This window comes from Pseudomonas sp. NBRC 111140 (assembly GCF_001320885.1).
In the GTDB taxonomy this organism is placed as follows: Bacteria; Pseudomonadota; Gammaproteobacteria; order Pseudomonadales; family Pseudomonadaceae; genus Aquipseudomonas; species Aquipseudomonas putida_P.
Genome location: NZ_BCBQ01000044.1, coordinates 13,289 through 36,929, shown reverse-complemented (window position 1 = coordinate 36,929; position 23,641 = coordinate 13,289). Strand labels below are relative to the sequence as shown.

Genomic DNA, 23,641 nt, shown 5'->3' with positions numbered 1-23,641 from the left:
TCTGGCGATGCGGCAATGCCTTGGCACTAACCAAACACATGAGAAGGCCGGCGCAACACCGGATCAAACGGGTTGATACGCTCGCCAATCGCCGCTGCCTCGCGCTTGAGCAATGCCACCACGGTCGGCATGCGGTTGGGCCCCAGGCGGTCGCTGATGGTCGCCACGCTCAGGGCCGCGACCGCATGGCCATTACGGTCAAGGATCGGCACCGCCAAACCGGCCATGCCGTCGAGCACGCCGGTATTGCGCCCGGCATAGCCCAGGCTGCGCACGTTGTCGATCTCGGCACGCAGCAGCACTTCGTCGTAATGATGAAAGTCCTTCAAGCGCGGCAAGTTGTAGCGGATCACCTCGTCACGCTCCTCCTCGGGCAGGAAGGCCAGGATCGCCAGGCTGCCCTGCCCCACGCCCAAGGCCACGCGGCCACCGATATCACCGGTGAAGGTACGGATCGGGTACGGCCCTTCGCTGCGGTCCAGGCACACCGCGTCGAACCCTGAACGTGCCAGCAAAAACAGCGAATCACCCAATGAAGCCGAAAGCCTCAGCAGGCTCGGGCGTACCACATCGCGTAGGTTGCCAGCCTGCCCGGCCTTGGCCGCGAGGGCGAAGAAATCCAGGCTCAGGCGGTAGCGCTTGCTGGTCGCACACTGGTCCACCATGCCCTCTTCGATCAGGCTGCGCAGCAAACGGTGGGTGGTCGGCTGCGCCAGGCCAACCCGCTGTGCTAGCTGGCTAACCTTCTCACCCTCGCCAGCGCAATCACCCAGCGCACGCAACACGGCGAACAAACGGGACACCGCAGTGACGCCGACTTCCTTGCCTTGTTCATTTCGTTTATCGGAATCCATTTTTCACTTAACCCTAAGAAATTCCAATGAGTGGAATAATTTCAAAATAGCTGTCACTCAGTGAAATTACCCTTTGTCGCCATCCTAATCATTGCCCTACTCTCCGGTCCATAGGGCGATATCACAACATCGGCCGCCGCCACAGAAGCGAGCGCCAACGTCCGTAAAAGCTTTGCTTTTCGCCGCTGGCGCTCTGCCCACCCTGAAACTGCCGGTTGACCCCGGTTCCGTTTGCGATGGAGCACAGCCATGACCTTTCTGTTGATCGACAAACTCTGCAAGCGCTATGGCGCCACGGAGGCAGTGGCCAGCTCGTCACTGTCCATCGAAAAAGGCGAGTTCGTCTCCCTGCTCGGCCCTTCCGGCTGTGGCAAGACCACCACCCTGCAGATGATCGCCGGCTTCGTCGAAGTCACCAGCGGGCGCATCGTGCTCGATGGCCGTGACATCACCCATGCCAAACCGGCCAGCCGCGGCCTGGGGGTGGTGTTTCAGAGCTACGCGCTGTTCCCGCACATGACCGTGCGCGACAACGTCGCCTTTGGCCTGCGCATGCGCAAGGTGGCCAATGCCGACATCGCCCGCCGCGTCGACCAGGCCCTGGCGCTGGTACGCCTGGACAAACATGCCGAACGCTACCCACGGGAACTGTCCGGCGGCCAGCGTCAGCGTGTAGCCCTGGCCCGCGCGCTGGTGATCGAACCGCCGGTGCTGCTGCTGGACGAGCCGCTGTCCAACCTGGACGCGCACCTGCGTGAAGAAATGCAGTTCGAGATTTGTCGCATTCAGCACGAGGTGGGCATCACCACCTTGATGGTCACCCACGACCAGGCCGAAGCCTTGTCGATCAGTGATCGGGTGGTGGTGATGGAAGCCGGGCGTATCACCCAGGTCGATGACCCTTACCGGCTTTACGAACACCCAGGCACGCCGTTCATTTCCGACTTCGTCGGCAAGGCCAACCGCCTGCGAGGCGTAACCGGCCCCGGCGGGCAACCGCAGGCTGCAGCCCAAGGCCCGCTGACCCTCAGCCTGCGCCCGGAAAAGATCAACCTTGGCGCCGCCGGCAGCGGCAAGCTGGCGGGCCGCATCAACTGCCGCTACTTCCTCGGCAGCCAGTGGCTGTACCGCGTCGACACGGCCTTGGGCAACCTGGCCGTGGTTCGTGCCAACGATGGCAACGCACCGCTGGAGGAAGGCACGCACGTTGGCCTGGACTGGAACGATGCCCTGCTGCGGGTACTGAACGCGGCTGAGGTGGCGGCATGAGTACCGCAAAACTGCGCAGCAACGCCTGGGGCTACGGCCTGAGCAGCCCCGCCCTGCTGTTGTTTCTGGCGCTGCTGGTGATGCCGCTGGGGCTGACCGTGCTGCTGTCGTTCAACGCGTTCGACTACACCACGGGTATCCAGGCCGGCCAGTACACGCTCAGCCATTACTTGAGCCTGGTGACCGACACCTATTACTACGAGATCTTCTTCCGCACCTTCTGGATCAGTGCCCTGGTCACCTTGCTGTGTGTGCTGATCGGTATCCCCGAGGCCATGGTACTCAGCCGCATGGGTGCGCCGTGGCGCTCGATCTTCCTGATCCTGGTGCTGACCCCGCTGCTGATTTCGGTGGTGGTGCGGGCATTCGGCTGGAGCCTGCTGCTGGGTGCCGATGGCCTGGTCAACCAAGGCATCACGGCCCTCGGCGGGCAGCCGGTGAAGCTGCTGTACACACCGTTTGCGGTGATCATCGGCCTGGTCCACGTGATGCTGCCATTCATGATCATCCCGGTGTGGACCTCGCTGCAAAAGCTCGACCCGGCCGCCGAGCAGGCCGCGCTGTCGCTGGGCGCCAGCCAGTGGACGGTGTTCCGCCGCATCGTGCTGCCACAGATCATGCCCGGTGTGCTGTCGGGCACGCTGATCGTGTTCGGCCTGGCTGCCAGTTCGTTCGCCATCCCCGGCCTGCTGGGCGGGCGCCGACTGAAGATGGTCGCCACCATGATCTACGACCAGTACCTGGCCGAACTGAACTGGCCGATGGGGGCCACCATCGCGGTCGCCCTGTTGCTGATCAACCTGCTGGTGATGCTCAGCTGGAACCGGCTGGTCGAACGCCGCTACAAACGCGCACTTGGAGTTTGAACCGATGACCCGTAACGGCCCGTTGGCCCTGTCTTTTCACGCCCTGGTGATGCTGTTCATGCTCGCCCCGCTGGTGGTGGTGTGCCTGGTGGCATTTACCCCGGAAAACACCCTGAGCCTGCCCACCGCTGGCTTCTCGCTGCGCTGGTTCAGCGCCGTGTTCGAGCGCGCCGACTTCCTTGACGCGTTCTACAACAGCCTGAAACTCGCCGCCCTGGCGGCCTCGTTGGCCACCCTGATCGCCGTGCCGGCGGGCCTGGCGCTGACCCGCTACAGCTTCCCTGGCCAAGGTTTTGTCAACGGCCTGCTGCTGTCGCCGATCATCATCCCGCACCTGGTGCTGGGCGTAGCGCTGCTGCGGCTGTTCGCCCTGCTGGGGGTCAATGGCAGCTTTGCCTGGCTGGTGTTCGCCCACGTGGTGGTGATCACGCCCTACGTGCTGCGCCTGGTACTGGCTGCGGCCATCGGCATCGACCGCAGCGCCGAGCAGGCCGCACAAAGCCTGGGCGCCGGCCGCATCACGCTGTTCTGCAAAGTGACCCTGCCGATGATCCTGCCGGGCGTGGCCGGTGGCTGGCTGCTGGCGTTCATCAACAGTTTCGACGAAGTGACCCTGTCGATCTTCGTCACCTCGCCCGCCACCCAAACGCTGCCTGTACGCATGTACGTATACGCCACCGAGTCGATCGACCCGATGATGGCCGCCGTTTCGGCCCTGGTGATCGCCGTCACCGCCCTGACCATGATCGCCCTGGACCGGGTATACGGCCTGGACCGCGTGCTGGTGGGCAAGCAATGACAAGGAATGCCCTTATGCCCCTGTTCAAGCGCGTGGCCGAACACGACCGCGAGCCTGTGCCCTTCCTGCTCGACGGCCAGCCGGCCCAGGGCATGCACGGCGACACCCTGCTGACGGCCATCCTGACCCATTCGGAGCACCTGCGCGGTAGTGACTTCAGCGCCGAGCCACGCGCCGGGTTCTGCCTGATGGGCGCCTGCCAGGACTGCTGGGTACGCCTGCAGGACGGCCGCCGGGTGCGCGCCTGCTCGACGTTCCTTGAGCCAGGCCACTGCGTGAGCCGTGATCCGGGGCGCCGACCATGAGTGCAATCGTCATCATCGGTGCCGGCCCTGCCGGTATCCGCGCCGCGCAAACCTTGGTGGCCCACGGCGTACACCCAGTGCTGCTGGACGAAGCCAGCCGTGGCGGTGGGCAGATCTATCGCCAGCAGCCGGCCAACTTTCGCCGCCCGGCCAAAGCCTTGTATGGCTTCGAGGCCGGCAAGGCGCAGGCCCTGCACAACACACTTGAGCAGTTGCACGGGCAGATCGACTACCGTCCGGAAACCCTGGTGTGGAACGCCGAGCAGCAGGTGCTGGACACCTTGCAGCAGGGCCAACTGGCCGACCGACTGGCCTTCGACCGAGTGATCGTCGCCACTGGCGCCACCGACCGCGTGTTGCCGATCCCCGGCTGGACCTTGCCCGGGGTGTACACCCTGGGCGCCGCACAGATTGCCCTGAAGTTCCAGGGCTGCGCCATCGGTGAGCGGGTGGTGCTGGCGGGCAGCGGGCCGCTGCTGTACCTGGTGGCCTACCAGTACGCCAAGGCCGGCGCCACGGTCAGCGCCGTGCTCGATACATCGCCGTTCAGTGCCCAGGTACGCGCCCTGCCACGCCTGCTGCTGCAGCCAGGCACCTTCGCCAAGGGCCTGTACTACCGCGCCTGGCTGGCCGCCAAGGGCGTGCCGGTGCATCAGGGTGTGACGCTGCTGGGTATCGACGGCGAGCACCGTGCCAGCGGTGTGCGCTGGGCACGAAATGGCCAGCAGCACAGCCTGCCCTGCGACGCCGTGGCGTTCGCCCACGCCCTGCGCAGTGAAACCCAGTTGGCCGACCTGCTCGGCTGCCAGTTTGCCTGGAATACCCTCAACCGCGCCTGGCTACCGGTACGTGATGCCCAAGGCCGCGCCAGCAGCCCAGGCGTGTACCTGGCCGGCGACGGCGCCGGCATCCTCGGTGCCGACGGCGCGGAAATGACCGGGGAACTGGCCGCCCTGACACTGCTGGCCGACCTGGGCAAGCCTGGCAACCCGCAACGCCAGCAGCAGCTGGAAAAGCGCCTGGCCACCCTGCAACGCTTTCGCCAAGGCCTGGAACAAGCCTTCCCATTCCCGCAGCAGTGGGCCCGGCAAGCGCCGGACCTGCTCACGGTTTGCCGCTGCGAGCAGATCAGCGCTGGCGAAATCCGCACCGCCGTGCGCGCCGGGCACTGGGAAATAAACCGGGTGAAGGCCATGTGCCGGGTCGGCATGGGCCGTTGCCAGGGCCGCGTGTGCGGTGCAGCCGCCGCCGAACTGATCGCCTGCGAAAGCGGTCGCCCCATTGACCAGGTCGGCCGCCTGCGCGGCCAGGCCCCGATCAAGCCCCTGCCCTTCGGCCTGGAGATCAAGCCATGACGCTGATCGAAGTGGATGCCATCATCGTCGGCGGCGGCATCGTCGGCAGCAGCGCCGCCTTGACCCTGGCCCGCAGTGGCCAGCAGGTGGCGCTGCTGGAGCGCGACTTCTGTGGCTCGCATTCCAGCGGCGTGAACTACGGCGGTGTACGCCGCCAGGGCCGTTCTTTGGCGCAACTGCCGTTGTCGATGCGTGCCCACGCCATTTGGGGGCAACTGCGCGAGTGGATCGGCATCGATGGCGAATACGCCCGCAGCGGCCACCTGAAGCTGGCACGCAGCGAAACCGACTTCGACGCCTTGAAAGCCTATGCCCGGCGGACCCAGGCCTTTGACCTACGCCTGCAACTGCTGGAGCGCCGCGAACTGCGCCAGCGCTTCCCCTGGGTGGGCGATATCGCCGTTGGCGCCTCGTACTGCCCCGAGGATGGCCACGCCAACCCTCGCCTGGTGTCACCCGCGTTCGCCCAGGCCGCCCGGCACAGCGGCGCCCAGGTACATGAGCAGTGCAAGGTGCTGGAAGTGGACCACGACGGCCAGCGCTTCACTGTGCGCACCAGCTCAGGCCAGTGCTTCAAGGCGCCCTGGCTGCTGAACTGCGCTGGCGCCTGGTCGGCGCAGTTGGCCGAGCAATACGGCGAGCCGGTGCCGCTGAGCGCAGCCCACCCGGCCATGCTGGTCACCGAGCCGCTCCCCCTGTTCATGACCGCCAGCACCGGGGTCGAAGGCGGTGGCATCTACGCCCGTCAGGTGGCACGCGGCAACTGCGTGCTGGGCGGTGGCCGTGGCTTCGCCCTGACCGCGACCACCGCGCGCCCTGGGCAAGCCGCCGTACTCGATATCCTGCGCAACGCCACCGAGCTGTACCCGGCATTGGCCGGCGCCCAGGCCATTCGCACCTGGAGCGGCACCGAGGGCTACCTGCCCGATGACGAACCGGTGCTTGGCCCGAGCCTGCTGCAACCTGGCCTGCTGCATGGCTTCGGCTTTGCCGGCGCCGGCTTCCAGATTGGCCCGGCAGCTGGCGAGGCCCTGGCGCAATGCGTACTCCATGGCGCGCCGGCAATCAGCCTGGCAGCCTTTTCCATCGACCGTTTTCAGCCCAACCACCACTACAAGGAAAACCTGTCATGACGCACAAGCAACGTTTGCTCGCCCTGTTCTGCACCGTGCCCGGCCTGTTCGCCTGCCTGCCCGCCATGGCTCAACCCACGCTGTACCTGGGCATGAACGGCGGCACCATGGAGCGGCTGTTCAGCGACAATATCCTGCCCCCGTTCGAGAAGGCCAACGGGGTGAAAGTGGTGATCGTCCCCGGTACTTCGGCCGACATCCTGGCCAAGGTCCAGGCCACCCCGAACAAGCCGTCGATCCATGTGATGGTGCTGGATGACGGCATCATGTACCGCGCCATCGGCATGGGCCTGTGCAGCACGCTCAAGCCCAACCCGACGCTGGCCCAACTGCCGGAAAAGGCCCTGATCAAGGACAAGGCCGCCGCCGTCAGCCTGGGCGTGACCGGGCTTGCCTACAACAGCCGCCTGTTCAAGGCCAAGGGCTGGGCAGCGCCCACTTCGTGGAACGACCTGGCCGACCCGCGCTTCAAGGACAAGGTGGTGTTCCAGTCGATGGCCTCGTCCACCTTTGGCCTGCACGGTTTCCTGATGTACAACCGCTTGCACGGCGGCAGCGATACCGACGTCAACCCAGGCTTCACTGCGTGGAAGAAGAACGTTGGCCCGAACGTGCTGGAGTACATCCCCAACTCGGCCAAGCTGTCGGAAATGGTGCAAACCGACGAAGCCGCGTTGTTCCCGCTCACCCCTACCCAGGTGACCGCGCTGAAGCTCAAGGGCATCCCGGTGGAGTATGCCGCACCGAAAGAAGGCGCCGTGGTGCTCAACCAGGCCGAGTGCGTCACCGCCAACAACGACCAGCCCGAGCTTGCACAAAAGCTTGCCGAGTTCCTGCTCAGCCCCGAGGCGCAAGCACCGGCGCTGGAGCTGGGTGACCAGATCCCGTCCAACCCCAACACCCCGACCAGCGACAAGACCCGTGGCCAGGTCGAAGCCATGCAAACCTACCTGCAAACGGCGGTGACCATCGACTGGGACCAGGTCAACACCCAACGCCCGGAATGGAACGCCCGCTGGAATCGCCAGATCGAGCGATAGGCCGAGGCCCCCTGACCCGCTGCCGGCCCCCCAGGTGCCGGCCAGCGGGCGCACCACCCGCTTGAGCCACCAATAACCGCAAAGTCGCTCTGCCCTGCAAAGGCGCGGATAGGGCTTCTGCACGCCCGAAAAACGGCTCAGGCACCCCTTGCATCACGCTGCCACTTAACTAGAACAAGCAATCGGAGCATGAAATGAGCATCAACCCACTCGGTGTCACCGCCCTTTTGCTGGCATCCGCCAGCCCCTTGTTGCAGGCCAGCGAGCAATCCGAATCGGCAGGCTTCATCGAAGGCAGCAAGCTGTCGATCAAGGCACGCAACATGTACATGCAGCGTGATAACCGCGCCAGCGGCGCCCGGCAGAACTACGGCGAGGAATGGGCCCAGGGTTTCATCGGCACCTTTCAGTCCGGCTTCACTCAAGGCACGCTGGGTTTCGGTATCGACCTGATCGGCCAGTACGCCTTCAAGCTCGACACCGGCGATGGCCGCACCGGTGGCGGCACTGGTCTGCTAGAGCAAGACAGCCACGGCGCCAAGCAGGACATCGGCAAGGCCGGTGCGGCGCTGAAAGTGCGTGCGTCCAACACCGTACTCAAATACGGCACACAAGTGATGGCGGTGCCGGTGCTGGCCACCTCCGACAGCCGCCTGCTGCCAGAGACCGTCGACGGTTTCTCGCTCACCAGCAAGGAAATCCGCAACCTGCAGTTGGATGCGGGCCACTTCACCGGCCTGACCAACCGCAACCAGTCGTCCCGCGACAGCGGGCGCATGACCGCAGTCGACTACATTGGTGGGGTCTACAGCTTCAATGAGCGGCTTTCCAGCAGCCTGTACTACGCCAAGACTGCCGAGCACTTTCGTAAGTACTACGTGAACACCCGCTACCTGTTGCCGCTGGGCGCCAGCCAGTCACTGAAGCTGGATTTCAACGCCTACGACACGCAAAGCATCGGTCAGGCCCGCAGTGGCGACCTGGACAACCGCATCTGGAGCCTGGGCGGCACCTGGACGCTGGGCGCGCATGCCTTCACCCTCGCCTACCAGAAGGTGTCCGGCACCGGCGACTACGTGTACGGGCCGGATGGCAACGCGGTGTACAACTTCGCCAACTCGGTGCAGTACTCGGACTTCGACTACGAGAACGAGAAATCCTGGCAGGCCCGCTATGACCTTAACCTGGCCGCTTACGGGGCACCGGGGCTGAGCTTCATGACCCGCTACGTGAAAGGCACCGACTTCAAGAACGGCAGTGGCGGCGACCTGGATGGCAAGGCCTGGGAACGCGATGTCGAGTTGCGTTACGTGGTACAGGCTGGCGTGGCCAAGGATCTGTCGTTTCGCGTGCGCCAGGCCAGCTACCGCAGCTCGGACCGCGGCGGGCAGATCGATGAAGTACGGGTAATCACCGAGTATCCGCTCAACCTGTTCTGACCACCTGACAGGGCCCTGTAGGCGCAGGTTCACTCGCACCTACAGGGGCACCGGGGTTACTTGAGCTTGCGCCCCAGCGCCAGGAAGAACAGTTCGGACTGCAAGCGCTCGCCTTCGACCTGCTCCGCCACCTTCCGCGCCATGCCCGGGTCGGCCGGTTTCAGCTTCAGGCCGGTCGAGCGCGCCAGCACTTCCGCCTCACACGCCCGCTCCAGGTAATACAGGTCGTCATAGGCATGATCGATGCGCTCGGCACACACCACCACTCCGTGGTTGCCAAGGAACACGATGTCTGCCCCATTCATGGCCTGGGCAATACGCTCCCCCTCGCGATGGTCCAGGGCAAAGCCGTTGTATTGGTCGTCGATTACCAGGCGGTCGTGAAAACGCATGGCATTCTGCGACAGCGTGGTGTCCAGGGCCCGCGCCTCGGTCAGGCTTAGCGCAGTGGCGTGCGGCATGTGCGTGTGCAGTACGCAGGTTTTGCGCGCCACACGGTGGATCGCGGCATGGATGAACATCGCCGTCGGTTCGATTTCATGACGCCCCGCAAGGCGCTTGCCGAAGTCATCGACCATGACGATGTCGTCAGCCTGCACTTCTTCCCACATCAGGCCGCGCGGGTTGAGCAGAAACAGGTCGGGCCGGCCCGGCAAGGTCACGCTGAAGTGGTTGCACACGCCTTCTGCAAGGCCATGGTGGGCGGCGGCGCGCAGGGCCAGCGCCAGTTGCTCGCGCAACCGCGCGACTTCAGGCTGGTTGTACAGGTCTTGCTCCAGGCTTTGAACGGCTTGCATAGGTCGTATCTCCTTATTGGCTGCTGCCGAAACGGTTAGGCACGAGCACGAACAGCACCGCGCCAAGGAACGCACAACCCGCCACCACGTACAGCGAAAGGTCGGTGCTATGGGTCAAGTCCACGGTCCAGCCCACCAGGAACGGGCTGAAAAAGCCGGCCAGGTTGCCGATCGAGTTGATCAGCGCCACGCCGGCGGCGGCATTGGCCCCCAACAGCGCAGTGGGTACGGTCCAGAAGATTGGGAAGGAGGCCATCACCCCGCAGGTGGCCAAGGTCAGCCCGAGCATGGCCAGCACGCCACTGTGGGCGAAGTGCGCAGCGATGATCAGGCCAACCATGCCAATGAACAGTGGAATCGCCAGGTGCCATTTGCGCTCGTTGCGCAGGTCGGCCGAACGCCCGATGTAGATCATCACGCCGCTGGCGACCAGGTAAGGAATGGCCGTCAGCAGGCCGACCGACTGCAAATCGTCGAAGCCGGCGTTGCGGATGATGGTCGGCATCCAGAAACCCAGGGCGTACTCGCCCATTTCGATCAGGAAGTACACCAGGCTGAAATACCAGATCACCGGTGAGAACAGAAAGCTGCTCAGCGACCTGCGCTGCGCGCTCGACGGTCGACGCATGGCATCCCTGGTCAGTTCGTCCCCCACCAAGCGCTTTTCTGCCGCGCTAAGGAAGTTCGCGTCCTGGTAACTGTCTGGCAGGCAGCGTTTGACCAACAGACCGACCACGACAGTGGGCAGGCCATACAACAGAAACAGCCATTGCCAGCTCGCCACGCCCATGGGTGCATGCCGCATGGCTGACATGATCCAGCCCGACAGCGGCCCTCCAATGATCCCCGATAGCGGAATAGCAGCCATGAACAAGGCAATGACCCGCCCGCGCCGCTCGCTGGGGAACCAGCGCGTGAAGTAGAAGATGATGCCCGGAAAGAACCCGGCTTCAGCCACACCAATCAGAAAACGCAGGGCATAGAAGGTGCTGGCCTGCTCGATGAACATCATCAGCGAAGTCAGACACCCCCACGCCACCATGATGAAACCGATCCAGCGCCGCGCACCGACACGCTCCAGCATCATGTTGCTGGGCACGGCGAACACCAGGTAGCCCAGGAAGAAAATACCCGCACCCAGACCGTAGGCGGTTTCGGAGATATGCAGGTCAGCCAGCATGTCCAGCTTGGCGAAGCTGACGTTGATCCTGGCGAAGTAGGCCAGCACATAGCAAACGAACAGAAACGGAATCAGCCGCAGTGACATCTTGCGGTAAATCGCATCGAGTTGATGGGCCGGCGCACGCTCTGCCCCATCAAGGATCGCCTCTTTCATGTTTTCACCTTGTATGCACGTTTGTTCTAGTTGTAGGCATTGATGAATAGGTACTGCTGTCGTTGTTGTTATGTCTCGCTGGCCAGGCCTGGCTTGGTGAAACGCTAGGCCGAACATTGCTGATTGTCAACAATCAACAATTAACGGTAGTAATTTCAGCAGGTTGGCTGCTGCGTGCCAAAGGTTTCTGCTCAACCCGTGCGCGCGTGCGAGCGGCCGGGTGTACAGCCAACGGCGGCGAATGCTATATGTGGGCGTATCGCCACCAGGACCTGTGTCTATGAAATCCATCCAGCTTCGGCCGGTTTCGAAGCTTTCTGCAGAACAACAAGCCACCGAAAGCCTTCGTGAATCGATCTTGTCGGGGCATCTGAAGCCCGGTGAGCGCATTACCGAAACGGCACTTGCCGATCAGTTGGGCATCGCCCGCGGCACCTTGCGCACCGGCCTGAACCGGTTGGCGACAGAGGGGATCGTGGTGCAGACGCCGTATGTGGGCTGGCAAGTGGCTGAGCTGACAGCCGACGACATCTGGGAAATCTGGACGCTGCGTGGCAGCCTGGAACGGCTGGCCGCCACACTGGTGGCCAAGCAAGGCGATGCGCAGGTGCTGCAGGCGATCGAAGCGGCGTTTCTGGCGCTGCAGAAGGCCTGTGCCAAAGGGACACGCAAGGCCATCAACCAATGCGACTTCACCCTGCACCAGGCCATTATCGAAGGTACCGGCCACCAGCGTCTGATCCGCCAGTACGCACTGGTACAGCAGCAAGTGCGCTGGGTCATCAACACCACCAACCTGCTGATGCATACCAGCCCCGAGACCATCCTGGAGCAGCATCAGGCCTTTGTACAGGCGATCCTCAAGGGCGAGAGCGAGACTGCCGGCGAACTGGCCTGGCAGCACAATGCCTACGATGGCGAACGGCTGGTGCAGTGGGTGCAGGGGAACGCCTGATGGGTGGGTTAGCCCTGTAAAAAGCCGATGAAACGCCCCCGCCGGGCCATTTCAATCCAGCACGGGTCGAAGCAGCGCCTGCGCCTCGTACAGTGCCGGTAAGTAGCGCAGCCGTACCTCATCCACGCTAAGCCGTGATGCATGGGTCGTGATGGTCAGCGTTGCTTTCAACTGACCGGCCCGGTCCAGCAACGGCACACCCAGTACCCGCATGCCGATTTCATATTCCTGATCAACGATGCAGAAACCCTGCGCCTTCACCCGCTGCAACGCAGCCTCCAGCTGTGCCCGGTCAGTCTGCGTGTAAGGCGTCAACGCACGCAGCGGGTTACGCACCAAGTACTCATCCCGGTCCGCCTCATCCAGCCAGGCCAGCCAAACCCGCCCACCGGCCGTGCAATGCATCGGCACCCGAGAGCCCGGCCTGATCGACAACGACGCCACATGGCTGTAGCGGCTGCGCACCAGGTGGATGATCTCGTCACCATCGCGGGTACCCACCGATACATGCTCCTGCGTCTGCCGCGCTACCTGCTCCACAATCGGCCGCAGCATGCGCGGCAGTTGCGCCGAGTCGACATACGCCTGGCCAAGGCGCAAGGCCTTGGGCGTCAACCAGTACTCACGGCTGTCCGTTTCGGCAAAGCCTTCATGTACCAAGGTCAGCAGAAAGCGCCGTGCAGCGCTGGGCGTAAGGCCGGACAGCCTGGCCGCCTGGGGCACGCTCAGGCGTGGCTGCTCGGCACTGAACAGTTGCATCAGCGCCAGGCCTTTCTGCAAGCCCGCGATCAGGTCACGGGGGTGAATAGCGGGTGTGCTCATGCATTCGGCTCGCAAGCAGGGGACAAAAACAGCCGATTACTGCGATAACCGGCTCATGGTTGCGATTATCGCACTAAATACCCGATGAGCGCATTGTTACCCACGCCCCTCTGGCCCACCCTTGCCGCCATAACAACGCCAATAAGGAGGTCAGCATGATTCGTGGTTCCACTGAACTGGTCGCCATCGTCGGTTCGCCCATCGCCCAGGTGAAGTCCCCGGAAAACTTCAACACTTGGTTCACCCACAACAATTGCAACCTCGCCATGCTGCCCATCGACCTGCATGAGGCAGCGTTGGACAGCTTTGCCGGCACCCTGCGCGGCTGGCAGAACCTGCGCGGCTGTGTGGTCACCGTGCCGTACAAGCAGGCCCTGGCCAACCGCCTGGACGGCCTGAGCGAACGCGCAGCGGCCCTGGGCTCGGTCAATGTGATACGTCGCGAGCGCGACGGGCGCCTGCTGGGCGACAACGTGGACGGCGCAGGCTTCCTGGGCGCTGCGCGCAAGCATGGTTTCGAGCCAGCGGGCAAGCGGGCCTTGGTGATCGGTTGCGGCGGTGTTGGCAGTGCCATCGCCTATGCACTGGGCGAGGCAGGTATTGCCAGCATCACCCTCAGCGACCCCAGCACAGCGCGCATGGGTGCGGTGTGCGAATTGCTCGGCAGCGCCTTCCCCGGGCTTACGATCAGCACGCAGTTCAGTGGGCTGGAAGATTTCGACCTGGTGGCCAACGCCTCGCCTGTCGGCATGGGCAACAGTGCGGAACTGCCACTGTCCGCCGCCCTAGTGGCCACTCTACAGCCCGACACCCTGGTCGCCGACGTGGTCACTTCGCCCGAGATCACCCCGTTGCTGAACCGCGCACGCCAAGTAGGCTGCGCGATCCAGACCGGCCCGGAAATGGCCTTCGCCCAACTCGGCCACCTTGGCGCCTTCATGGGCGTAACGCCGCTGGAGATCTGAAACCATGGCGACCACTGACGACACGCAACACCGCTTCGACCTGGTGGTACTGGGCAGCGGCGCCGGTGGCTTTGCCGCTGCCGCCACGGCGGCCCGCCGTGGGCTGAAGGTACTGGTGGTGGAAAAGGCCGAGCACTTTGGCGGTACCTCGGCGATATCTGGCGGTGCGGTGTGGCTATACGGCACCGATCAAGCCCGCGCCGCCGGAGCCAAGGACTCCCCCGAGGCCATGCGCACTTACCTCAAGCAGGTCATTGGCGATGGCTATGACGCCACCTTGGGCGATGCCTTCATCGAGCATGGCCACCAGGCGCTGCGCTGGCTGGAGCAGAACACCGAGTTGCGCTATGCCCTGCGCCCACACTCGCCCGACTACTACCCCGATGCCCCCGGTGCCACTCAGTTCGGTCGCGCGCTGGAAATGGTCGAGTACGATGGCAAGCACCTCGGCGCACGCTTCAAGGACCTGCAGATGCCCCCGCCCGGGATGCTGCTGTTCGGCGGCATGATGGTCAACCGCGTGGATATCCAGCATTTCCTGAGCATTCGCCGCTCGCCCAGGTCGCTGTGGCACTGCCTGAAACTGATGGCGCGTTACGCGCGGGACCGCCTGCAGCACCCGCGTGGCACGCGGCTTACCACCGGCAATGCATTGATCGCCCGCCTCGCCACCAGCGCTTTTGCCAACGGCACGCAGCTTTGGTTGCGCAGCGAAGCCGTGGAGTTGATCGTCGAGCGCGGCGTAGTCACTGGCGTAGTTGTACAGCGCGAGGGCCGTCGTGTGCGGGTATCTGCTCGTGGGGGCGTGGTGAGCGCAATGGGCGGGTTCGCTGCTGGCGCACTGGCCGCCAACTACAGACCGCCCCAAGAGGCGCCGCACCTGACCATGTCACCGCCGGCCAACGACGGTGCCGCCCTGCGCCTTTGCCAGGCCGTGGCAGCAGCCGAGGGCGAGGGCCTGGCGGCCAACTTCTTCTGGGCGCCGGTTTCCGAACTGCGCCACGCCGGGGGTGAGCGTGAATGCTTCCCCCACCTGGTCACCGACCGCGCCAAACCTGGCGTGATTGCGGTCGACCCGGTCGGGCGGCGCTTCGTCAACGAATCCGACTCCTACCACCATTTTGTGCAGACCATGTTCGCCAACAGCATTGCCAGTTGCTGGCTGGTCTGCGATGCCGAAGCGATGAATCGCTACGGGCTGGGTCTGGCGCGGCCAAAGCCGGTGAACAACCAGGCGTTGATCGACGCCGGCTACTTGTACCGGGCCTCAACACCACAAGCCCTGGCCCAGGCCATCGGCGTCGACCCACAGGTGTTTGCGCAAACCCTCGAGCAGTTCAATGCCGATGCCCGCAATGGCATCGACCGCGCGTTCGGCAAAGGCAGCAACCGCTACAACCGCTACATGGGCGACCCGCAACACACGCCCAACCCCTGCCTGGCGCCATTGAGCAGTGGGCCGTTCTACGCCATCCGCATCCACACCGGCGACCTCGGCTCTGCCCGCGGCCTGGTGACCAACGCCGATGCCAACGTGTTGAACCGTAGCGGCCAGCCCATCACCGGGCTGTATGCGGTCGGCAACGACATGAACTCATTGATGAAGGGTACCTACCCCGGCCCCGGCATCACCTTGGGCCCTGCCCTAACCTTCGGCTGGCTCGCTGCCAACCACATCACCGCGCGCCTGCAGGCGCCGACTGCCCACACGGAGACCCCAGCATGTACTACGAACTGAGAACCTACACCCTCGACCCACTGAAAATGGCCGACTGGCTGGCCCTGTACCAAAGCCATGCGCTGGAAGTGCAAAGCGAACACCTGGGCAACCTGGTCGGTTTTTTCACCAGTGAGTTCGGCGACGTCAACCAGGTGGTGCACATCTGGGGCTACGCCAGCCTCGACGAGCGCATGGCTCGCCGCGCAGCCATGGCGGCAGACCCGCGCTGGGCGGAGTTCTCGCGGCGCAACCGCGAGCTGGGTGCGGTACAGCGCCTGCAATCGCGGCTGCTGCGGCCGACCGGCTTCTCACCGCTGCAATAAACCGCACGCCACCTCTTCCCATGCCTGAGTGGACCCCTTCCATGCAACCCCTCGACTGTGACGTACTCGTCATCGGCGCCGGCGCCTCTGGCCTGGCTGCCGCCGTAACCGCCGCACATCACGGCCTGCAAGTGATCGTGGCGGAAAAAGCCAGCCAGCTGGGCGGCACCAGCGCCTGGTCGGGGGGCTGGTTGTGGATACCACGCAACCCGCTGGCCATCGCCGAGGGCATCCTTGAAAACGACGATGCCCCGGAGCGTTACTTACGAGCGCAAACCCACACCCGCGCGCTGGACCCACGCCAACGCGCGTTCCTGCGCCATGGCCCGGAGATGGTGGCGTTCTTCCAGCAACACACTGCCGTGCAGTTCCAGTGCGGTAGCCGTATGCCCGACATGCGTGAAGGCGATGGCAGTGCACGCGGCGGGCGCTCGCTGTGTGCGCTGCCCTATGACGGTCGCCTGCTCGGGCCTTGGCTGCACAAGCTGCGCCCGCCGCTGGATATCGTCAGCCTGGCCGGCATGGGCGTTGCCGGGGGCGCCGACATGGCCGCCTTCTTCAACGCCACCCGCTCGCCCAAGGCGGCGCTGCATGTGGGCAAACGCCTGTTGCGTCATGGGCGCGACCTGCTGCTGCACCGTCGCGGGCTGCAATTGGTCAACGGCAACGCGCTGGTGGCGCGCCTGCTGCGCAGCGCCCTCGACCTCGGCGTGACCTTGCTGACCGACAAACCCGCCAGCCGCTTGCTGGGCGAAGGGCGGGTCAGCGGCGCACTGTTCGCCGATGGCCAGGTCATCCATGCCCGCCGTGGTGTGGTGTTGGCCTGTGGCGGCTTCCCGCATGACCGCCAGCGCATCGCGCAGCTGATGCCGCACGCGCCTGGCGGTGACCAGCATTACTCTGCAGCGCCCAGGGAAAACAGCGGAGACGGTTTGCGCCTTGGCGAACAGGCCGGTGGCCTGGTACCCACCACTGCGGTCCATAGTGGCGCGTGGGCACCTGTATCGCGGGTACCGCGACGTGATGGCGGTTTCGGTCATTTCCCGCACTTGATCGACCGCGCCAAGCCCGGGTTCATTGCCGTACGCCGCGATGGCCGGCGCTTCGTCAACGAAGCCGATTGCTACCACGATTTCATGAACGCGCTGTTCGCCGCCACGCCGCAAGGCGAGCGGCCAGAGGCCTGGCTGATCTGTGACCACACTGCGCAACGGCGCTATGGCATTGGGTGGGCCAAACCGTTTCCCTTCCCTACCCGCTTCTATCAGCGCAGTGGCTATTTGCACAACGGCGCTACCCTGGCGCAATTGGCGCAGCGCTGTGGGATCGACGCTGCGCAGTTGCAGCGCACGGTAGAAGGCTTCAACCAATATGCAGCCCAAGGTAGAGACCCTGCTTTCCAGCGAGGAGTATCGGCATACAACCAGGCCCAGGGCGAACCGCTGCAAGTGCCCAACCCATCGTTGCGCCCGCTGCTGAAGGGGCCGTTTTACGCGGTAAAACTGCTGCCAGGCAGCCTTGGCACCTTCGCCGGCCTGGGCACAGACGCCTCGGCCCGCGTGCTGGACCACGCGGGGCAGCCGATACCCGGGCTGTTTGCAGTGGGTAACGACATGCACAGCGTGATGGGTGGGCACTACCCGAGCGGCGGTATTACCCTTGGGCCGGGGATGACCTTTGGGTATCTGGCCGGGAGAGCATTGAGTGGCTTGAGCTCAATATGACCACAGCGAGGCCTGATTTTCGAAACGGCTACTCATAGGGTTACTCCATCTGAGCAACCTTGAGTGGCTGTTGCAACAACCCTCGCGGTAAACGGAAGCCCTTGAACGGCTGCTGGGTAATGGGATTGAAGGCCTTTTCAGCATTCAACCGATAGCGCATCACACCGTCACCCGTCCTGAAGCTCAGGTCCACGCTGGTTGCCGTGCGCCCATTCAGCGAACCGCGGCTGAGCAAACGGAACATCGACCATGGGCCACGGTACTCAAGGCTGCTGCTATTGCCGCTCTGCCTGAGCAGGGTCAGGTTGCTGCGCACCTGCTGCCCCAAGGTATTTGGCCAGACGATACCGGTGATCTGGCGTGGCCCATGGGTATAGGAGATCAACTGGCCATCCAGGTCCAGCAGGCTGGTACGTTGGTTCGCGCTGAGACCCAACGGCTCGATGCTGAATTGCACACTCAGCTTTCCACGCTGATCGAAGAACGTTTCACGAATGCGATCCGCCAACTCGAGCTGCTCGATCACATCCTCACGGATCAAGGATTGCCCGTACTGGCTAGAATACAAGGCCTCGAGGTTTTCCTTCAGGAAGACCTTGAGATAGCGTTCATTAAACTGCTGCAGGCGCCCCTTCGGCCCGAAGAACGCCTCGAAGTCATCCAGCGCAGCATCGGGCGCCCTCACCACAAAGGGGTAGCGGTTTGCCAGGCGTTGCTGGAAGAAACTGTACACTTCAGCATCCCAGCGTCGCTCCAGTTCGCGCAATGCTTCAACATTCAGCACTTGGGCAGTCTGATCGGCAAGCTTTCTAACCTGGTGGTTGATTGGCTCCGGCAAGCCTGTGGCAATACGTTGCAGGGTACCGATCGGGTCCTGCCCTGTCATCGAAAAGCGTTGATGCACGGCTTGCAGTGCGGCCTTGCCACGATCCGGGCTGTCCTGAACGGCCTTGGCGTAGTTCAGCACGGCCGCTATCGCACCAAGGGTTTCATCGTAGTAGGTCGGTTTTTCTCCTGTTGCCTGCAACATGGCGCCCAACCCTGCAAACGCCCGCGGGATGGCCAAGGTTTGCTGTTGATCAGGCTTGGCTGTTGGTGGTCGCAGCTTGGTCACTTCACTCGGTGTTTCAACCACCGCAGGTGAAGCAAGCGAAGTGTTATCTCTGACTGTTTCCAGCAGCCGCTGCAAAGGGGCTGCGGGGCCGGTCAATTGCTCCAGAATCGTGACACCATGATCCAGATCACGGAAGTCAGCCACGGTGAATGCATTCAAGGCGCGACGCCAACTGTCGATGTAATCGGCGCTGTAGAGGTTGTGCAACCTTTCGGTAAGCGCATGCCTGTCAATGTCCGAATAGTCGAGTTGGCTGCGCTCCCCCAATGCCCACTGATCGACCATCGCCATCTCAGCGAATCGCTCGCTGCGCGGCGCAAAGTACTCTCTGAAACCTTTGGCAGTCAGCATAGGGGCCAGCGTTACATCCTCCCCCTGGGCACCGGAAGATGTCTGGTAAACAACGTCGAATGCGGGGCCCACCTGGTGACGCAGGTCCAGGCTGGTGTGCAGTTGCTCGTGCGCCTGTTGCTTCAGTCCCGTGTAAACCCGCAGTGGCAGAGGTAGCTCACGCAACGCCTGCTGTACTTCGTTGACGCGCTGCCGGTATTGCGGCAAATCGGCATCGGCATAAGCCAAGGCGTACTTCAGATGCTGCATGAGGTCACGCTGCAACTGCCCTTGGCCAGGGAAAGCCTGTTGCCACTGACGTGCCATCCAGTCTTCGACCCATTCAGGCCTGCGGCTATGGCGCTCTTCGATCATACGGTAAACCCTAAGCGCAGCCATTTGTCGTTCGCTACCCGGTGTTGCTGCGTTCATGACGTCAATCACGCCGCCGGCCAATGCAGGCAAAAAGCGCTTGGACAACAAGCTCAGGTACGCCTCGTCAACCAGAGGACCGATGTTGCGCCCCTCATACAGGCCAAAGTCGGCAACACCCGGCCACGCCGTGCGATAGTCACCGAATACCGCCACCGCATCGCGGATCCGATCCAGAGGCTCCAACAAGTTGCGCCCGGTCGGATCAAGACGCTGATCCACTTCGCGCTGGCTGTATTCCTGGCTCTTGGCAAGCACGCTGGTAGCCTTGGAACTATTGATATCGAAGTAGCGTTGCCAGCTGCCGATGGCGACACTGAACGCCAGGATGCCTACGCCCGAGCCAACCCACAGCAACTGCCGCTTGCTGCGCGTCACCCGGATGTTGTCGCCTGCCAGACCGGCCTCTTGATAGATAACTCGCCTGAAGGCTTGCTGGATGAAATAAGCCAACGCCTTGCCCTGAGCCTTGCCTTCAAGCAGCGGAAGTTTAGTCTTGTACGGCTGTGCTGCTTCGCGAACGAACACATTGCGGATGTCGCCTTGCTGCACCACTGACGACCAGTACACACCTCGTACCAGCGCAGGCGTGGTGAAACGGTCACTCGCCAACGTTTCACGCAGAAAGGTCAGCAGTATCGGACGCAAACCGATCAGCTGTGCATGCAGTGAGAACAGCTGCCCGCGCGGTGCTGTCTTGCCCAGCACATCCAGCCGATCAAAGACCTGTTCATTCAACTTGGCGAGCAGCCGACCGTATTGCTGGTCGTACTCTTCCAGCCAGGCGTCGAACGTATCGACCGCATCCAACTTGAAAGTGAACCCCAACAGGCTTTCACGCTTGGCGGCCGAAAGTTTGCTGTATAACTGATCGAAGCCATCCAGCAGATCGAATTTGGTCAGCACCACGTATAGTGGCAAGCGCGATCCCAGCTGACTGCTCACTTCGTAAAGGCGTGTGCGTAAGCCATGGGCCAGGGCGGCGCGTTGCTCTGGCTTGCCATGCAGCAGTGCCGGTAGATCGACAACCAGCAGCAAACCATTGAGCGCCCGCCGGCTTCTGTTGCGCAGCAGCCAACCCAATAGATGCTCCCACAACCTGGCCTGGGTGCCAGGCGGCGCGGAGGGATCGGTGGCCGCCGAGCCCGCTGGTGGATTCTGGCTGATAAAAATACCGGGCGGGTCAATGATTACAGCATCGTCGCTGACCCACCAGCCCACCGGATAGGCCAATGCTTCAGCCTGTCGGCCTCGTGCCTGAGCCTGGTCGATGCGCGTCAAGGTAAAGCGTTGATCGCTGCGGTCGACGAAGCTGGTTTTACCGGACTGTTCGTCACCCAACACCAGGTACCAGGGCAGCCGGTACAACGCACGTCGCCCACCCGCATTGTCAAGGTACCGGTCAAGCCCTTGGCTCAGCGCCATCTCTTGCGCCTGCACAAAATGTAGCGCCCGGTCTTGTTCGGCGGCCACTACCTCCCGACGTTCCGCTTGCAGGCGACGATAGCGTATGCGCAGTACTACAAGACAGCCTAGAAGTAGCATCAGCAGGAAAACAAGGCTTGCCAAGCTGCGATGCAGCACACTCGCCAGTGGCTTTTGTTCATACCACGACCATTGCGGTCCGAGCCACCAGATGGCGACCAGCATCAGTGCGGTGCCCAACCCGAGCAACAGCGGCAGCGCCAAGCCCGCGCGCGTTACCCACTGCAGCCCCCAGCGTTTGAATGGGTTCCATATTTGATTCATCGAGGCTCCTGTTCCTTGTTTTGATCAGCCAGCGCAGGGGATCCCGCGTACTGCTGAAGGCGCTGGAAAACCGCCGGTTCCCACGCACTGGCAGTGGTTTTCTGCATCGTTCTGGCAACGCTGGCGCACAAGTCCTGGGCCAGCCAGGACACGCCCCGCGCGGCCAGTAAATCGGCAGCGATCACTGTGGTGTGGCAGCGCTCACGGGGAGCTCGGAAGTCCGCTTGCAGCGCTTGTAGCCTTAGCAGCACCGCTTCTACGCCAGCGGTTTCCAGCTGACTGATCAGTTCCTCGCGCAGGCCGCCAAACTCTTGTGGGGTTGATCCTTGGGCAGAAGGCCCTTGCGTGCCCTTGAGCCAGGCCAGGCTTTGGTCGTCGACAAACACCATGCCGTCGCTGAAGCACAGTTGCTGCAGCGCGGGCATGCGCTGCACAAAACGAGCAGTGGCGCTACGGATGGCTTCGGCCACTTCACCCATCGCCAGCCGCAAGGCGACCGTCGCAGCTAGAAAGCTGCCACGAACCCAGAACGGGCACGCCGTCACGCTCTTTTCAATGCGCTGAAGTAATGCGGGGTCGATCGCTGTGCTGGCAATCGCTTCTTCATAGACCCGCGTGATATCCAGCGGAACCGACATCAATTCCGTGCGGTTGCCCTGAGTGGCTTGAGGGGCCGCCTGAATGTGCCCCCACAATCCGAAACGCCGTAGCTGGTACCCGGTAGGGTCGTAAGGGTCCTGCTGGTTGATGAGCTCGGCCATAGCCAGCACTGCCCGTCGTGTCTCACGCTCATTACCCATCGTCACGCGCGGCATTGGCGCTGCGATGACATCGGTCAGTGGCGCCGGCTTTACGCTTGCAGCCGGCGCCTCGGGCGCGGCAGCCTCGCCGACGCCATTGGCAAGTTCCGTGTGCTTGCGTAGCAGGCGCTCAAGTTCGCCCAGAGCGGCTCCCTCCAGCTGAACCGCATCCTGTTGTTGCAGGCGTTTCAACGCAGCCTGCGCTGCCGCCGCATGAGTCGGTGTGTAGGTAAAGCGATCAAGACGCGGTAGCGCCTCGGCCAAGCGATTGATCATCAGACCAACCAGCTTGCGCTTGACCAGAAAACCCTTTGGCCCTGGCTTGGGGTGAGCGTGCTCCCAGTAACACTCGATCATGCCGGCCAGCAACGCCAAGGTGAAACCCCAGCGCTCCCAACATCCGCCACGCAGCCATGCAGCACTCAGGTGTGCGACGATTCGCAAGTGCTTGCATTGCTGGCTTAGGTACTGACGCGACGCCTCTTCGATGTAAGCCCAGTCGATGGAGGCGTCCTGTAGCCCACCCAGCTTGACCATCTCCTGGTCGATAGCCTGGTAGGTTTCGTCCTCGAGATCGAACAAACCAGCCGGGACGGCCGGATCAATCGGCGCTAGCAAGCGAGTGATCTCGCGCTCCGATACTTGCGCTACCACCGGCATAAGCTTCGCGCCTGGCTGATCAATGGGTCGAGGCCTTGTGTATCGAAGGTCAGCCCGTCGACCTCGTCGTGATCACTGACAACCTCGATGCGCTGGGCTCCAATGAGCCTTCTGATCTGCTCGATCGCAGGCAGGCCGCGCCCCGCATCGAGCACTTGACCATTCTCCATCACCTGCCACTGCGTTTCTGTGGTGGACCACCCCTCCCCCACCAGCCGCACCTTGACCCAACTCGGCTCGATGGGGCGTCTGGCAATCAGTTGCAATCTGGAGATGGCCTGAATGCAACTGATCGCCAGGTAGGCAGGTTCGTTACCCGAGGCTATGGCGGGTGCTGAGATCACAAGTTCTGGTGCGCCTGTAACGTCCTGGACTCGCCTTTCGATGCGAAACGTCAGGTCATCCCGTGGCCGTGCGGCTTCATTTGCCATCACGCGCAGCACTGTAGGGGCCTGCTGCTCTGGTGCAGACCACTGCCGATGTGTCTTGTACGCCGGGGTGCCGGCAGCCTGATCGAAACAGGCCAGTCGCTCGACATTGGACACAATCCGAGAACAGTCCCGTGTGGGGCCTGCCAGTACCGGCTGCAGAAAAAACAACAACGAGAGACCGGCGCCATATGCACAAGGGTTAATCATCCTGAGTTCATTCTCCAAAAGTATAAACGCCCTACATGACCGCACGAACTTTCCTACAAACTCATTTAAATGCGCATATACACACATCCAGCTCCAGCAAAACCCGCAGAAGCCTAATACATCGCGAAGAATGCATACAAACAAATATTTACTTACACATTTGCACTCGACCAAACAACAACTTCCCATGCATGGTTTTTATACGCAACGAGAAAC

General features: G+C 62.9%; 20 protein-coding genes. 13 read left to right on the top strand and 7 right to left on the bottom strand.

The window, feature by feature from the left end:
• Window positions 1-26 precede the first annotated feature (26 nt).
• Window positions 27-854: an IclR family transcriptional regulator gene (locus APH42_RS15620; protein ID WP_012272825.1), complete on the bottom strand. Its 828-nt coding sequence runs from the start codon at window positions 852-854 to the stop codon at window positions 27-29.
• Window positions 855-1,103: 249 nt separating this feature from the next.
• Here APH42_RS15620 and APH42_RS15615 point away from each other — a divergent pair, with 249 nt between their 5' ends.
• From APH42_RS15615 to APH42_RS15580, 8 genes are all read left to right on the top strand, one after another.
• A complete protein-coding gene (locus tag APH42_RS15615; protein ID WP_012272826.1) occupies window positions 1,104-2,123 on the top strand; it encodes an ABC transporter ATP-binding protein in 1,020 nt (339 codons plus the stop codon).
• Entirely contained in the window at window positions 2,120-2,989 is an 870-nt protein-coding gene (locus APH42_RS15610) for an ABC transporter permease (protein ID WP_060493694.1), read from the top strand. Before APH42_RS15615 ends, APH42_RS15610 begins: the two co-directional genes overlap by 4 nt.
• Before the next feature lie 4 nt (window positions 2,990-2,993).
• Window positions 2,994-3,788, top strand: a complete 795-nt coding sequence (locus APH42_RS15605) for an ABC transporter permease (protein ID WP_019471212.1) — start codon at window positions 2,994-2,996, stop codon at window positions 3,786-3,788.
• A 14-nt stretch (window positions 3,789-3,802) separates the two neighbouring features.
• Complete coding sequence (locus APH42_RS15600) at window positions 3,803-4,093, top strand: (2Fe-2S)-binding protein (protein ID WP_012272829.1); 291 nt, start codon at window positions 3,803-3,805, stop codon at window positions 4,091-4,093.
• Window positions 4,090-5,448: an NAD(P)/FAD-dependent oxidoreductase gene (locus tag APH42_RS15595; protein ID WP_060493693.1), complete on the top strand. Its 1,359-nt coding sequence runs from the start codon at window positions 4,090-4,092 to the stop codon at window positions 5,446-5,448. The genes APH42_RS15600 and APH42_RS15595 overlap by 4 nt, the downstream gene beginning before the upstream one ends.
• A complete protein-coding gene (locus tag APH42_RS15590; RefSeq protein WP_012272831.1) occupies window positions 5,445-6,581 on the top strand; it encodes an FAD-binding oxidoreductase in 1,137 nt (378 codons plus the stop codon). The genes APH42_RS15595 and APH42_RS15590 overlap by 4 nt, the downstream gene beginning before the upstream one ends.
• Window positions 6,578-7,621 (top strand): polyamine ABC transporter substrate-binding protein, encoded by a 1,044-nt coding sequence (locus APH42_RS15585; RefSeq protein ID WP_060493692.1) that lies wholly within the window; start codon window positions 6,578-6,580, stop codon window positions 7,619-7,621. Before APH42_RS15590 ends, APH42_RS15585 begins: the two co-directional genes overlap by 4 nt.
• A 194-nt stretch (window positions 7,622-7,815) precedes the next feature.
• On the top strand, window positions 7,816-9,060 hold the full coding sequence (locus APH42_RS15580) for an OprD family porin (RefSeq protein ID WP_012272833.1): 1,245 nt from the start codon (window positions 7,816-7,818) through the stop codon (window positions 9,058-9,060).
• Between the two features lie 56 nt (window positions 9,061-9,116).
• Here the strand turns inward: APH42_RS15580 and APH42_RS15575 are convergent, their stop codons facing one another.
• Both APH42_RS15575 and APH42_RS15570 read right to left on the bottom strand, forming a co-directional pair.
• Window positions 9,117-9,857, bottom strand: a complete 741-nt coding sequence (locus APH42_RS15575) for an aldolase (RefSeq protein WP_060493691.1) — start codon at window positions 9,855-9,857, stop codon at window positions 9,117-9,119.
• Between the two features lie 13 nt (window positions 9,858-9,870).
• Window positions 9,871-11,193, bottom strand: a complete 1,323-nt coding sequence (locus APH42_RS15570; RefSeq protein WP_012272835.1) for an MFS transporter — start codon at window positions 11,191-11,193, stop codon at window positions 9,871-9,873.
• Between the two features lie 280 nt (window positions 11,194-11,473).
• Here APH42_RS15570 and APH42_RS15565 point away from each other — a divergent pair, with 280 nt between their 5' ends.
• Window positions 11,474-12,148 (top strand): GntR family transcriptional regulator, encoded by a 675-nt coding sequence (locus APH42_RS15565; protein ID WP_012272836.1) that lies wholly within the window; start codon window positions 11,474-11,476, stop codon window positions 12,146-12,148.
• 51 nt (window positions 12,149-12,199) lie between these two features.
• Here APH42_RS15565 and APH42_RS15560 read toward each other — a convergent pair whose 3' ends face one another.
• The gene (locus APH42_RS15560; protein ID WP_060493690.1) at window positions 12,200-12,970 is read right to left on the bottom strand and encodes an IclR family transcriptional regulator; all 771 of its coding nucleotides are present in this window, start codon (window positions 12,968-12,970) and stop codon (window positions 12,200-12,202) included.
• A gap of 155 nt (window positions 12,971-13,125) precedes the next feature.
• Here APH42_RS15560 and APH42_RS15555 point away from each other — a divergent pair, with 155 nt between their 5' ends.
• The 4 genes from APH42_RS15555 to APH42_RS15540 are packed head-to-tail and all read left to right on the top strand — an operon-like array spanning window position 13,126 to window position 17,702.
• The gene (locus tag APH42_RS15555) at window positions 13,126-13,935 is read left to right on the top strand and encodes a shikimate dehydrogenase (protein WP_012272838.1); all 810 of its coding nucleotides are present in this window, start codon (window positions 13,126-13,128) and stop codon (window positions 13,933-13,935) included.
• Between the two features lie 4 nt (window positions 13,936-13,939).
• Window positions 13,940-15,673, top strand: a complete 1,734-nt coding sequence (locus tag APH42_RS15550) for an FAD-dependent oxidoreductase (protein ID WP_060493689.1) — start codon at window positions 13,940-13,942, stop codon at window positions 15,671-15,673.
• A complete protein-coding gene (locus APH42_RS15545; protein ID WP_012272840.1) occupies window positions 15,658-15,978 on the top strand; it encodes an NIPSNAP family protein in 321 nt (106 codons plus the stop codon). The genes APH42_RS15550 and APH42_RS15545 overlap by 16 nt, the downstream gene beginning before the upstream one ends.
• A gap of 41 nt (window positions 15,979-16,019) precedes the next feature.
• Entirely contained in the window at window positions 16,020-17,702 is a 1,683-nt protein-coding gene (locus APH42_RS15540) for an FAD-dependent oxidoreductase (protein ID WP_060493688.1), read from the top strand.
• Window positions 17,703-17,742: 40 nt separating this feature from the next.
• On the opposite strand, the gene tssM is transcribed toward APH42_RS15540, so the two are convergent.
• The 3 genes from tssM to vasI are packed head-to-tail and all read right to left on the bottom strand — an operon-like array spanning window position 17,743 to window position 23,425.
• Complete coding sequence (tssM, locus tag APH42_RS15535) at window positions 17,743-21,327, bottom strand: type VI secretion system membrane subunit TssM (protein WP_012272842.1); 3,585 nt, start codon at window positions 21,325-21,327, stop codon at window positions 17,743-17,745.
• Window positions 21,324-22,787, bottom strand: a complete 1,464-nt coding sequence (tssA, locus tag APH42_RS15530) for a type VI secretion system protein TssA (protein WP_060493687.1) — start codon at window positions 22,785-22,787, stop codon at window positions 21,324-21,326. Before tssA ends, tssM begins: the two co-directional genes overlap by 4 nt.
• Window positions 22,775-23,425, bottom strand: coding sequence for a type VI secretion system-associated protein VasI (gene vasI / locus APH42_RS15525; RefSeq protein WP_177336856.1), 651 nt, complete (start codon window positions 23,423-23,425; stop codon window positions 22,775-22,777). The genes tssA and vasI overlap by 13 nt, the downstream gene beginning before the upstream one ends.
• Window positions 23,426-23,641: the final 216 nt, after the last annotated feature.